The sequence below is a fragment of the Kribbella sp. NPDC104740 genome, from assembly GCF_055583505.1.
Genome location: NZ_JBVJNV010000011.1, coordinates 72,979 through 85,431 on the forward strand (window position 1 = coordinate 72,979; position 12,453 = coordinate 85,431).

The 12,453-nt window shown below is 71.4% G+C and carries 9 protein-coding genes; 5 read left to right on the forward strand and 4 right to left on the reverse strand.

Going from position 1 to position 12,453, the window contains the following annotated elements; genetic code table 11:
• Positions 1 to 26 precede the first annotated feature (26 nt).
• Genes ACZ6Z4_RS37105 through trpD form a run of 3 tightly spaced genes read left to right on the forward strand, consistent with a single transcriptional unit; the run spans position 27 to position 2,462 of the window.
• A complete protein-coding gene (locus tag ACZ6Z4_RS37105) occupies positions 27 to 944 on the forward strand; it encodes a cytochrome c oxidase assembly protein (protein WP_465576488.1) in 918 nt (305 codons plus the stop codon).
• Positions 945 to 991: 47 nt separating this feature from the next.
• Positions 992 to 1,408 carry an Rv3143 family two-component system response regulator gene (locus tag ACZ6Z4_RS37110; RefSeq protein WP_184793991.1) on the forward strand — a complete coding sequence of 139 codons (417 nt, stop codon included), beginning with the start codon at positions 992 to 994 and terminating at the stop codon, positions 1,406 to 1,408.
• A 7-nt stretch (positions 1,409 to 1,415) separates the two neighbouring features.
• Entirely contained in the window at positions 1,416 to 2,462 is a 1,047-nt protein-coding gene (trpD, locus tag ACZ6Z4_RS37115) for an anthranilate phosphoribosyltransferase (protein ID WP_465576490.1), read from the forward strand.
• Between the two features lie 38 nt (positions 2,463 to 2,500).
• On the opposite strand, the gene ACZ6Z4_RS37120 is transcribed toward trpD, so the two are convergent.
• The 4 genes from ACZ6Z4_RS37120 to ACZ6Z4_RS37135 form a co-directional block, all read right to left on the reverse strand.
• On the reverse strand, positions 2,501 to 3,172 hold the full coding sequence (locus tag ACZ6Z4_RS37120) for a hypothetical protein (RefSeq protein WP_465576493.1): 672 nt from the start codon (positions 3,170 to 3,172) through the stop codon (positions 2,501 to 2,503).
• 2,257 nt (positions 3,173 to 5,429) lie between these two features.
• A complete protein-coding gene (locus tag ACZ6Z4_RS37125) occupies positions 5,430 to 7,523 on the reverse strand; it encodes a DUF2510 domain-containing protein (RefSeq protein ID WP_465576497.1) in 2,094 nt (697 codons plus the stop codon).
• A gap of 49 nt (positions 7,524 to 7,572) precedes the next feature.
• Complete coding sequence (locus ACZ6Z4_RS37130; RefSeq protein WP_363671119.1) at positions 7,573 to 7,860, reverse strand: Lrp/AsnC family transcriptional regulator; 288 nt, start codon at positions 7,858 to 7,860, stop codon at positions 7,573 to 7,575.
• Between the two features lie 727 nt (positions 7,861 to 8,587).
• The gene (locus tag ACZ6Z4_RS37135) at positions 8,588 to 10,399 is read right to left on the reverse strand and encodes a DEDD exonuclease domain-containing protein (RefSeq protein ID WP_465576505.1); all 1,812 of its coding nucleotides are present in this window, start codon (positions 10,397 to 10,399) and stop codon (positions 8,588 to 8,590) included.
• A 174-nt stretch (positions 10,400 to 10,573) separates the two neighbouring features.
• On the opposite strand from ACZ6Z4_RS37135, the gene ACZ6Z4_RS37140 reads away from it, so the two are divergent.
• Complete coding sequence (locus tag ACZ6Z4_RS37140) at positions 10,574 to 11,881, forward strand: NYN domain-containing protein (RefSeq protein WP_465576512.1); 1,308 nt, start codon at positions 10,574 to 10,576, stop codon at positions 11,879 to 11,881.
• 115 nt (positions 11,882 to 11,996) lie between these two features.
• A complete protein-coding gene (locus ACZ6Z4_RS37145) occupies positions 11,997 to 12,239 on the forward strand; it encodes a hypothetical protein (RefSeq protein WP_363671113.1) in 243 nt (80 codons plus the stop codon).
• Positions 12,240 to 12,453: the final 214 nt, after the last annotated feature.

Genomic DNA, 12,453 nt, shown 5'->3' on the forward strand with positions numbered 1-12,453 from the left:
CGCTTTCTGGTTTCTACTGTGGAGGCGTGCTTCCCCTTCACGCCGGACCGGGCGATCAGATCGAGCCGATCACGCCGCTGCGGCTGCTGACCGCCTGGACCTTCGAACCGGTGCTGCTGGCGGTGATCGTGGCCGTCGGCGCCCTCTACCTGTACGGCGTACACCGGCTGCGTGCGCGGGGGGACAAGTGGTCGCGCGGCCGCACGTTCGCGTTCGTCGGCGTCGGCCTGGGCAGCGCGGTGATCGCGACCCAGTCGGTGCTCGGGGCGTACGACACGGTCCTGATCAGCGTGCACATGGCCCAGCACATGGTGCTGTCGATGCTGACGCCGCTCGCGATGGCGCTCGGCGCGCCGGTGACGCTTGCTCTGCGCACCCTTCCGCAGAAGCCGCGCGGATGGTTGCTCTCCGTGCTGCACTCGCGGTTCGCGAAGGTGATCTGCTTCCCGCTGATCGGGTTCACGCTGTTCGTGCTCAGCCCCTGGGCGCTCTACTTCAGCGGCTGGTACGACGCGACCCTGCGCTCGACGCTCCTGCACGACCTGCTGCACCTGCACTTCATCGCCGTCGGCTCGCTGTTCTTCTGGCCGCTGCTCGGCCTGGACCCGGTGCCCGGCCGCGTCATCTACCCGTTCCGGCTGATCCTGACCTTCCTGACGCTGCCGTTCCACGCCTTCCTCGGGATCACGATCATGTCCGCGAACACGCTGATCGCCGAGGACTGGTACACCTCGTTCGGCCGCTCCTGGCCGCCCTCGCCGCTGCGCGACCAGTACATCGCCGGCGGTCTGCTCTGGGGCTCCGGCGACATCGTCGGGATCATCTTCTTCGGCGTCCTGTTCGTGCAGTGGGTGCGCCAGTCCCAGCGTGAGGCACGCCGCGAGGACCGGCGGCTGGACCGCTTGGAGGAGCAGGCGCGCAGAGCCGGGCAGGCACCCCGGTAACATGCGCGGTGTTATCTCGATGTCCACACACAGCTTGGGATGAAGCGATGAGTTCAGAGCGTCCGCTGAAGGTGCTGGTCTACAGCGACGACCGTACGACGCGGGAGTCGGTCCGGCTGGCCCTGGGCAAGCGGCCCGCCGCCGATCTGCCCGAGCTCGAGTACTTCGAGTGCGCGACCGAGCCGGCCGTGATCAAGACCATGGACAAGGGCGGCATCGACCTGGCCATCCTGGACGGCGAGGCCGTCCCGGCCGGCGGGATGGGGATCGCCCGGCAGCTCAAGGACGAGATCTTCCGCTGCCCGCCGGTCCTGGTGATCACCGGCCGTCCGCAGGACGCCTGGCTGGCCACCTGGTCGCGCGCCGAGGCCGCGGTCTCGCACCCGATCGACCCGGTCCGGCTCGCCGAGGTGACCGCCGGGCTGCTCCGGCAGCGGGTCGAGTCGCTGCCCGCGACGACCTGACCCGGCGATGACCGCCGCTTTCACCTGGCCCCAGGTGCTCAACCCGCTGCTGCGGCAGGAGGACCTGGACAGCGCCGCCACCGGCTGGGCGATGGAGCAGATCCTGTCCGGCGCGGCCTCCCCGGCGCAGCTGGCCGGGTTCGTGATCGCCCTGCGGTCCAAGGGCGAGACGGTCACCGAGGTCGAGGGCCTGGTCACCACCATGCGCGACTTCGCCACCCGGCTTGAGGTGTCCGGCCGCACGCTGGACGTCGTCGGCACCGGAGGTGACCAAGCGCACACGGTGAACATCTCCACGATGTCGGCGATCGTCGCGGCCGGCGCCGGGGCGAAGATCCTCAAGCACGGCAACCGGGCCGCCTCGTCGGCGTGCGGCGCTGCCGACGTACTGGAAGAGCTCGGGATCCCGCTCGACCTGACCGCGGCCCAGGTCGCGGCCGTGGGGGAGCGGGCCGGGATCACGTTCTGCTTCGCGCCCGCGTTCCACCCGGCGCTGCGGCACGCGGCCGTCCCGCGCCGGGAGCTCGGCGTACCGACGACGTTCAACTTCCTCGGCCCGCTGGCCAACCCCGGCAACCCGTCCGCCCAGGCGGTCGGCGTCGGCGACAGCCGGATCGCCGGGCTGATGGCCGGCGTACTGGCGCGGCGGGGGATCGACGCGCTGGTCTTCCACGGCGACGACGGGCTCGACGAGCTGACCACGATGACGACGTCGCAGGTGTGGTCGGTCGGCGGCGGCTCGGTCGAGGGGCCGGTGACGCTGGATCCGCGCGAGCTGGGGATCGAGCCGGTTCCTGCTGGCGCGCTGCGTGGTGGAGATGCGGCGTACAACGCGAAGGTGGTCCGGGCGCTGCTCGATGGGGAGACCGGGCCGGTGCGGGACGTCGTACTGCTGAATGCCGGGGCTGCTCTGGCGGCGTACGACGCTGAGCCGGGGACGGTCGCGTCACGGATCCGCGCCGGGATGGACCGCGCGGCGGAGGCGATCGACTCCGGGGCCGCGAAGGACGTGCTGGACCGCTGGACGACGATCTGCCTCGAGGTCAAGGGCTGATGGTGTGGGGCCCGCTCCCTTCGGGGAGCGGGCCTCTCCTACTTCTTGAACTGAATCTGCGAGACCTTCGTCCGCCACACCGGAAGCCACTGCGGCGTGGACCCGGCGATGTCGGCCACCGACACCACCGCCGTACCGTCCCCGCGGTCGACCACCGCGACCATCACCGTCGAGAAGGTCTCCGGCAGCTTCGGCTTCCGTACGTCGACCTTGATCGTCAGCTCGTGCCCCACGTGCCCGTCCACCGTCAGCGGCCGGTGCGTGGCCTTGCCGATCAGCTTCACGTTCGGGTCGTAGAGCTGCACCAGCGCCGTACTGGCTGCCTTGATCGTCGCGTCCTTCAACCCCGCCGGGGTGTTCGTGAACGCGATGGTCTTGGGCAGCTGGCCGAAGGAGACGTAGTTCACCCAGTCCGCCTCGCCGTCGTAGTCCTCGTGCACGGCGATCGCGCTGCCCGCGCCGGACGCTAGCCCTGTCCGGTCGCCTTGCGCCTCCCAAGCCGCCGACATCACCGGCATGGTGTCGTCGAGCCCGTTGTAGAACAGCCCGCCGATCACGCGGCCTTCGGGCGTGGGCGTCGGCGAGGGCCGCAGCGAAGGACTGATCGTCTTGACCCCGCCCGCAGACCCCGCCGGTACATCCACCGGCGAAACCGCCGAGGCGTTGGTCCAGAGCCAGGAAACGCTGAACCCGGTAATCAGCACTGCCACCAGTACGAGCGCCAGTGCGCCGATGAGCCGTGCTCGGTGGGGGCTCCCGCCGGAGGGCTTGGTCACCACGCCGTAGGACTCGTCATCCCCATCGTCCTCAGGCGGCGGAGGTCCAATCTCCTGCTCCTGCCATCCGCCCCGGCGAGCCGCCCGACGGGCCTGCGAGCCGTGCTCGGGCTTCTGCCTGCCCAGCCTGGAGTCAGGCTGCCCGCTGCCCAGCGGCACCTGCCCCTGAGCCCCAGCCTGCTCCGCCATCCCAGCCCGCAACGGCACCTGCCCCTGAGCCCCAGCCCCCAGCGCCTGCTCCAAAGACCCCAACCGCTGCGGAGGTTGCCCTTGGGGGCCGGCCTGCTGTTGCGCATGGGGACCTACCTGCTGCTGCCCGTGGGCCCCAGCCTGCTGCGGTGTCTGCGCCTGAGCGCCACCCCACAGCTGTGCCTGCCCCTGGCTGCTCGCCTGCTGCGGTGTCTGCGTCTGAGCGCCAGCCCACGGCTGAGCTTGCCCCTGGTCGCTCGCCTGCTGCGGTGTCTGCGTCTGAGCGCCAGCCCACGGCTGTGCCTGCCCCTGGCCGCTTACCTGTTGCGGCCCCTGCGCCCGAGCGCCATCCCAAGGCTGCGCTTGCCCGTGGCCGCTCGCCTGCTGCGGTGTCTGCGCCTGAGCGCCATCCCACGGCTGAGCTTGCCCCTGGCCGCTTGCCTGCTGCGGACCCTGCGTCTGAGCGCCAGCCCACGGCTGTGCCTGTCCCTGGCCGCGTACCTGTTGCGGCTCCTGCCCCTGAGCCCCGTCCCACGGCTGTGCCTGCCCCTGGCCGCTCGCCTCCTGCGGCGTCTGCGCCTGAGCGCCAGGCCCCTGCGGCCCGCCCTGCCCAGTCCCTCGCGGCGCCCCCTGCCCCTGCTGCTGAGCCTGCCCGTACGGCGCGGCAGGCCCACTCAGCCCAGATCCTCCTGGACCACCAGCCTGCCCGAGCCGCTGGGCACCCGCCTCTGACCGAGACCCATCACCGCTCTGCGCCGCAGGCCCGTAAGCTCCCGCCCCTTGCCGCGGCGGCCCGTACTGCCCAGGCCCCTGCGGCCCACCCTGCGGCGGCCCGTACTGTCCCGGCGGCCCCTGCGGCGACCGACCAGGCCCGCCCGTCGGCTGCCCAACTACTGGTGCACCCGGCTGCTGCCCACCAGCCTGCACCGGCCTACCCGGCTGAGCCGGTCCACCTGTCTGCGCAGGCCCACCCACCTGTGTCTGACCAGGGCCAACCGGCTGTCCCTGTCCACCGGCGTACGTCGGACCGCCTGGTCCACCTGCCTGCGAGTACCCGCCTGCCCGCACCGGCCCACCCGGCGGCACGGCACCACCCGGCCCACCCATCTGCTGCGCCGAACCACGCGCCCCAGCAGCATGCGCCGGCCCACCGCCGTGCTGCGGCCCACCGATCTGCTGCCGCCCCTGCGGCTGCGCCGACCCACCAGCGTGCTCTGCCGACCCACCAGCGTGCCGCGTCGACCCACGAGCGTCGTGCTGCGCCGACCCGCCTGCGTTTTGCGGCCCACCGGGTTGCGCCGGTCCGCCTGCCTGCGCCTGCGGCCCCGGCTGCACCGGACCACCCGACCGCGCCGACTGCTGTCCCGGCCCGCCTGCTGCCGCGGGTCCGCCCGCCTGGTGCACCATCCCACCGGCTTGCTGCACCGGCGCACCGGGCTGCTGCCCCGGACCACCCGACCGCACCGGCGCCCCCGCCGCCTGCTGCGCCGGACCATCTGCGTGTTGCGCCGTGCCGCCTGCCTGCGGCACAGGACTACCTGCCTGTTGCACAGGACCACCCGGTCCCGCCTGCTGGCCACCGCCGGACGCCCGCTGCGGCGGCGCCTGCTGCTCCGCCGGACCCTGCGAAGCCCGCGGACGCGACGGAGGCGGCGGCGGAGGAGCCGGCGCCCGCGACTGCCCGAACAATGGATCCGACCCACCCAACGCATCCGAAGACCCCAGCGAGCCCGCCGCACTCAGCGGACCGGAATCACCAGGCACCGGACGCTGGGCGGGCGGCCCACCGGCGTCTGCGGGCGACCCAGCGACGTTGGCGGGCGACCCAGCGACGTTGGCGGACGGCCCAGCGTCAGCCGGCGGCCGAGCAACGCTCGCAGGCGACTCACCCGGCGAACGAGTCTCCTCCGGTCCAACGCCCTCTTCACCCACCTCTCCCGCCAGCTCAGATCGTGGCGGCGGAGACGGAGGCGGAGCGCTGTGGCGGGGTGGGTTTTCGTTTTCAGCCAACGTTGATTCCCTTGTAGAGCGCGGCTTCGGCCGTCCTCAGATCCGGCCGGGTGGTCGGGATGTCGCTGATGTAGGCGACGGCGGTGCCGTCGCCCAGATCGAACACCGCGACCGTCAGGGTCAGTGTGCGGGTGGTGATCTTCGGGTTCGTCGCGGTGACGGACTGCTGGAAGTACCAGCCGTTCTTCCCGGTGCGCTTCGCGGCGCCGTTGCGCAGGTCGGCGAACTTCACGGGGATGTCGCCGTACAGCGTGCTCCGCAGCTGCGCCGACAGGTCCGCGGCGGTCGCCTTTACGTCGCCGTTGAACAGCACCGACGTACCGAGCGCGCCGACGAACGCGTCGGCGTACCAGCTGTTCTTGCCGTCGAACTTCTCCTGTAGCAGCACGTACTGCCCGCTGGAGTTGACCAGCTGCGGGACGAGTCGCTTGCGGTCCGACCACGGCGGGCGCTGGCGCGGGAACGAGATCGCGTCGGAGGCGATCCGCCCGCCCTCGTGCAGCTTCGGGTTCTTGGACTGACCGGGGCGGACAGTGCTCTGGGTGCCCGGGGGAGTGGTCGGCTGGCTGGTGGGCGCGGTGGTGGGGGTGCCGGTCGGCGTGGTCGTCGGCACGCTGCCGGTCGGCTCGGGCTCGGCCTTCTTGTCGTCGCGGTTGGCGACGAAGAAGACGCCGGCTACGACGATCAGGACGAGCCCTACCGCACCGGCGATGACCAGCATCGCTTTCGGCGGGCCGCCGGGCTTGTCGCCGCCGGTCTTCTGCCGGGTGCCGCCACCGGTCGGCCCACTCGGGCCTGCTTGCCACTGGGCCTGTCCGCCTTGCTGGGGACCCCAGCCACTCTGGTCAGTGCCTGTCTGCGGAGTCTGTACGGCGGACTGCCACGGATCGCCCTGCCCGCTGTTCTGCCACCCAGCAGCGCCCTGCTGCCCACCGGTCTCCCAGCTGGCAGCCCCCTGCTGACCGCTGCTGTCCCAGGCCCCAGCGCTCTGCTGCTGGGTGCTGCTGTCCCAGCCACCAGCGCTCTGCTGCTGACCGGTCTCGGAGCTGGCGGCTCCTTGCTGGCTGCTGCTGTCCCAGCCGCCGGTGCTCTGCTGCTGGCTGCCGGTCTCCCAGGTGGCAGCGCCCTGCTGCTGGCCGCCTGTCTCCCAGCTGGCAGCGCCCTGCTGGACTCCGCTGGCGCTCTGGCCGCTGCTGTCCCCGCCGCTGGCGTTCTGCTGACCGCCGGTTCCCCAGCTACCCGTACTGCCGGCCTGCCAGCTTCCAGCACCCTGCTGATCAGCTGACGTCTCCTGGCCGACCTGGGAGCCTGCAGCACCCTGCTGACCGGCCTGGGAGTCCGGAGCGCCCGACTGCGAGCCCACAGCGCTCTGCCCCCACTGCGGAGAGGTCTGCTGCTCAGCCCACTCCCCACCGGTCGGACCCCACTGCGGCGTCTGCGCCTGCTGCTCGTCGGCCGATCGCCAGTGATCCGGGTAGTCCTCTCCCGGCGCCTCGTCAGGGACCTTCCACAGCTGAGGCGTCTGGTCACCGGCGGGCGTCGTACTCGCAGATTCTGTTGCCAAGGACAACGTCCACTGGTTCTGCGCCGGCTCGGGGTCGCCGGTGACGGTCGCGGGGTCTGGTCCGGTGGTCTGGTCGCTCGCCGCGGGAGCTTCCTGCTGGGTCCAGTGCCCGGCGTTGGTCGAGCCCGCGAACTTCTGCGTCCACGTCGCGCGCGCCTTCTCGGCAGCGCTCAACGACGAGGTGTCGACCGACTCATCCGGTGCACCGCCCTGCGCGGCGGACCCAGCGGTCCACGCGTTCTGGACCTGGGTCGGTTGCTCAGCCTCTGCCACGACCTCAGGCGGTGTCGCAACCTTCGGCTGCACCTCAGGCTGAGCGACAACCGCAGGCTCATCCACCACCGCAGGCTGAACCACAGTCTCCGGCTCAGCCGCCGCTTCAGGCTCCGCCGCGACCTCCGGAGCCGCCTCCTCCGGCGTCTCCCGTTCGGTCTTGTTGGTCCACTGCGTCCCGTTCCACCAGCGGATGGTGTCCGGTTGTCCGGTGGGGTCCGGATACCAGCCGGCGGGAGGGTTGCTCATGGGTTCACCGTAACTTCAGCGGGGTGTCAGACAGGCCACGCGATCAGCCTCAGAGACCGTCCTCCTGGCCGAGGCTGAAGGCGGCCTCGAGGTCGTGCGTCGAGTACGTCCGGAACGCGATGTGCGTCTCGGTGCTCTGGACGCCGGGCACCCGGTTCACGTGGTCGGGGATGACGCTGGCGAGGTCGTCGTGATGAGCGACCCGGACCATCGCGATCAGGTCCAGACCACCGGTCACCGAGTACACCTCACTGACCCCGTCGATCGCCGCCACCTGCTCGGCCACCTCAGGAATCCGCGCCACGTCCGCCTTGATGAACACGATCGCCGTGACCATGTCGTCCTCTCCGTCTTCCCCCGCGAGTTGCTGCCGCGGTGAAGCATAGTTGTCGGGGTTGGTTGGGGTGGGGTTGCAGTACGCCGGGGGTGCGCGCTCGGGTGCGCGCCTGTGACCCTCCGGCGCGCCACGGCCCTGACCCCGTCGGCGGGCGAGCACGAGTCGGTCAGCCGCTACAGGTCGGTGGGGATGCGGCCGACGGGGTGGTCTGTGGTTGAGGTCGCACCGGCCGGAGGAGTTGCCAGCGGGTCGATCGGGAGGCCGAGCTGGTTCTTCTGCAGCTTTCGGCCCTGTATTTACCTTGCCGTCGCCTTGGTGGCCTGCAACTACAGGTTGTCTGTGATGCGGCCGACGAGGTTGCCTGTGGTTGAGGTCGCGTCGGCCGGGTGGGGTGCTCAGTAGCCCCGTGGAACTCGGGGCGGTGGGTGGTGGATGTCCGTGGAGGAGTGCGCCAGGGGTGGATGGCAGCTGCTGGCGAGAGCGGCGATGCGCGCGAGTTGGTGTGCTGCCGGAGGTCGGCGGGGATGCGGCCGGCGAGGTGGTCTGTGGCTGGGGTCGCGTCGGCCGGGTGGGGTGCTCAATAGCCCCGTGGAACTCGGGGTGGTGGGTGGTGGATGTCCGTGGAGGAGTGCGCCCGGGATGGATGGCGCCTGCTGGCGAGAGTCCGCGGTGCGCGCAAGTTGGAGCGTTGCGGGAGGTCGGTGGTGATGCGGCTCGGCGGGGTGGGTTAGCTGCCTGTGCGCGCCGGGCCCAGCGGACGCAGCTGCCGGCGGCGGCGTTCTGAAGGATGGTGGTGGTCCTCCGAGCGCGGGGGGTCGAGGCGGCGGAGGTGGCGGGCGGCGCCGGAGATGGGGCAGGTCCAGGTGCCGGTCAGTTCGACCAGGCGGATGCCGGGTTGGTCGAGCCAGCGGAGGACCAACTCGATTTCCTCGGGGGAGGCGGTGGCTACCGGGCCGATGCCGGGGAGGACTGTTTCGGCGGAGGCTCGGAGCATTTCCAGGTACTTGCGGGGGTCGGTGCCTCGGGTGGCGATGCCGGCGGCGGCGAGGCGGCCGTGGCGGATGACGTGGAGTTCCCAGCCGCCGTCGTCGGTGCGGCGGGCGGCGCAGATCTCGGGGCAGCTGGTGACGGCGCCCATGCGCTGCATCTTGGCGCTGCTGCGGACGAAGGCGCCGAGGCGGTCACGGTGGACGGCGGCGTCCTCGAAGCGTTCGTCGGCGGACAGGACGTCGATGCGGCGGGTCAGCGCCTCGATCACCGGCGACGGGTCGGAGACCAGCGCCGCGCGCAGGCCGTCGACGAACTCGCCGTACGCGTCCATGTCGATGCGGCCGTCGCAGGGCGCCACGCAGCGGCCCATCTCGGCGAGGACGCAGGGGGACATCCGCGGCGCGCGCGACATCCTCGGCGTGCACTGGCGGATCGGGAACGCCTCGTGCAGCGCGGCCATCGCGCGTTCGGCGGTCTTGCGGGAGCTGAACGGGCCGAGGTACCCGGCGTCGTCGTCGCGGAGCTTCTTGACCAGCGACAGTCGCGGGAACGGCTCGACGGTGACCTTCAGCCAGTGCTGCCGCTCGGGGAACTTCGAGCGCCGGTTGTAGCGCGGTTTGTGCTCCGCGATCAGCCGCAGCTCGCGGACCTCGGCTTCCAGCGACGTCCCGCACTCGATCCCGCGCACCCCGGACGCGATCCCGATCATCTCGCCGATCCTGGTCCGGGTCTCGGACGCGGTGAAGTACGAGCGCACCCGGGTCCGCAGATCCTTCGACTTGCCGACGTACAGGACCTCACCGCGATCGTCGGTGAACAAGTACACGCCAGGGGCGTGCGGCAACGACTCCGCCAGGTGCCGCTTCTTCCGTACGGCGGGCGCCACCCGCGCCGAGAAGGTCTGCAGGTCCTCGAGCGTCTGGACGCCGAGCGACCCGACCCGCTCGAACAGCCCGTGCAGCACGTCGACCGTCGCGCGCGCGTCGGACAGCGCGCGGTGGTTCGGTGACGTGGTCGACCGGAACAGCTTGGCCAGCGTGCCGAGTTTGCAGTTGGGCACCTCGTCGGGCGTGAGGACCCGCCGGGCCAGCAGCGCCGTGTCGACGACCGGGAAGTCGGGCCAGTCGTACCCGTGCACCTGGGTGTCGTGCTTGAGGAATCCGACGTCGAACGGCGCGTTGTGCGCGACCAGCACGCAGCCGCGGGCGAACTCCAGGAAGGCCGGCAGCACCGAGTCGATCCGGGGTGAGGAGGCAACCATCCCGTCGGTGATCCCGGTCAGGACGGCGATGAACGGCGGGATCGGCTCGGCCGGGTTGACCAGGGTCTGGAACTCACCGACCAGTTCACCGGCCCGGACCTTGACCGCGCCGATCTCGGTGATCCCGGAGTCGCCCGGCGCGCCGCCGGTGGTCTCCAGGTCGACCACGCAGAACGTGACGTCGCGCAACGGTGTGCCGAGGTCGTCGAAACTCGGCTGCACGCCACGGATCGCGACCAGCGGTCCGGGCGCCGGGGCAGCGGCGGGATCCGGCGAGGGGCTGCTCATGACGACGACGCTAGAAGCCCGCACCGACAATTCCTGCGCTGACACGCGGCCCGACCGACTACGCTGCCGGTATGCGTATTCAAGCGATCACCGCGATCCCGGGCCGTGCGCCGGGCCGCTGTGGTCCGCGTCACTGGCTGAGCCAGACCTCCGTCCGGGCCGGACTGCGGACCGGTGACTGAGGCAGGCACCGCCGCCGGCTCCGCTACCACCGCCTTGCCCGAACCGGTTCGGCAGCGGGTTCTCGCTCTCGCCGCCCAGGCTCTCGGTCAGCTGCCCGCGACCGATGTCCCGGCGCCGCTGCGGCGGTTCGCCAGCTTCGCCCCGGCGAAGCGGGCCAAGCTGTCGGCGTCGGTGATGGGCCCGATCCTGGCGACCGACGAGCACTTCCGCCGGCTGATCGCCTTCGAGGTACGCCGGGAGCACCCGGAGCTCGGCGACGCGATCGCGGAGGGCGTCCCGGTCCCGGCCGCGGAGCCGGTGGAGGCGGCCGCGCTGGCGTACCTGCTCCGCCCGGACGACTGGGAGGACCGGGTGCTGGCCGCTGCCCAGGTGCAGCCGGACACCTCCGCCGTGGACGACCAGGTGGTCACCCGGCTCACCGACCAGCTCGACCAGGCCCGTACGGAGACCCGTCAGGTCCGGGAGCGGCTGCGCGAGCAGGTGACCGAGCTGAAGGCGGAGAACACCACTCTGCGCCGCAAGCTGAACGAGGCGCGCCAGCGGATCAGCGGTCTGCAGGGCGAGCTCGAGCAGCGGACGATCGAGGCGACCACCGCGGACGAGCGGGTCGCTGCTGCGCGCGCCGAGGTGGAGCGGGAGGTCCGCAAGCTGCGGGCCCGGGTGACCGAGCTGGAGGCTGTGGAGCACGCAGCACGTCGTACGGCGGGGCAGGAGCGCGAGATGGCGTCCACCCGCACCAGACTGCTGCTGGACACGCTCGTAGAGGCTGCCAGCGGGCTACGGCGTGAGCTGGCGCTGCCGCCTGGGGGAGAGCTGCGCCCTGCCGACACTGTCGCCGGTGTGGAGCCGTCGGCGGCTCCTGTCGGCCGTACGGCGCCTGACGACGACCCGGCGCTGTTCGACGAGCTGCTGGCGCTACCGCAGGTACACCTGATCGTGGACGGGTACAACGTCACCAAGACCGTCTGGCCGAACTCCCCGCTGCACTCCCAGCGGCAGCGGCTCGTCACTGCGCTCGGCGCGCTGGTGGCGCAGCGGCGGGTCGAGGTGACGGTGGTGTTCGACGGCGCTGAGCTGTCCGGGCCGGTGCAGCTGACGCCGCCGCGCGGCGTACGGGTGCGGTTCAGCCCGGCGGGCGTGATCGCCGACGAGGTGATCAGGCAACTGGTCCGCGCCGAGCCGCCGGGGCGCCCGATCGTGGTCGTCTCGTCGGACCGGGAGGTTGCCGAGAGCATCGTCCAGCTCGGCGCCCGGGCGCTGTCCGCGATCAGTCTGATCGCACGGATCGCCCGCCCCTGAAGCCGATCCGCCGCCGCGCCTGGAAACCCCGTCGATCAGAAACTGTCGGTGGGGCTCTTTAGCGTCCTTGGCAGCCGGATGCAAGTCCGGGTGCTTCCCCCCTTTGGAGGACGTTGTGCTGATCGACTGCGACGCGTGCGTGATGAGAGGTCCGGGCTGCCAGGACTGCGTGGTCACGGTGGTGCTCGGGCTGACTGCCGAGCGGTCCGCCGAGCTGCGGATCGACGACGACGAGCGCGCGGCGCTCGACGTACTGGCCCAGTCCGGTCTGGTGCCGCCGCTGCGGCTGGTCCATGCCGTCAGCAGCGTCGAACCAAACGCTGCTGGGGAAGGAGAATCGGCCGCGGACGCGGTCTGAGCGCCGCTCCGGTCGCGCCCTGACCGCGACCGGGACGGTCGGCAACCCTTTGCCCGACGTTAATTTTGGATCAAACCCGAGGGGCGAATTGCACCGGTCACGAATCGGTTACTACTGTTACCTCTCGTTGCCTCAGCGTGTCGGTCTTCCGGACCGGCCGGGCAGCACCAGCCGAAGGGTGACCCCCCGGCCGGCGAAGAACCTGCTGCGGTAG

Excerpts from the sequence above, each read along its gene's own strand:
- ACZ6Z4_RS37110 (WP_184793991.1), top strand. The coding sequence starts at position 992 with ATGAGTTCAGAGCGTCCGCTGAAGGTGCTGGTCTACAGCGACGACCGT.
- trpD (WP_465576490.1), top strand. The coding sequence starts at position 1,416 with ATGACCGCCGCTTTCACCTGGCCCCAGGTGCTCAACCCGCTGCTGCGG.
- ACZ6Z4_RS37125 (WP_465576497.1), bottom strand. The coding sequence starts at position 7,523 with ATGAGCAACCCTCCCGCCGGCTGGTATCCGGACCCCACCGGACAACCG.
- ACZ6Z4_RS37130 (WP_363671119.1), bottom strand. The coding sequence starts at position 7,860 with ATGGTCACGGCGATCGTGTTCATCAAGGCGGACGTGGCGCGGATTCCT.
- ACZ6Z4_RS37135 (WP_465576505.1), bottom strand. The coding sequence starts at position 10,399 with ATGAGCAGCCCCTCGCCGGATCCCGCCGCTGCCCCGGCGCCCGGACCG.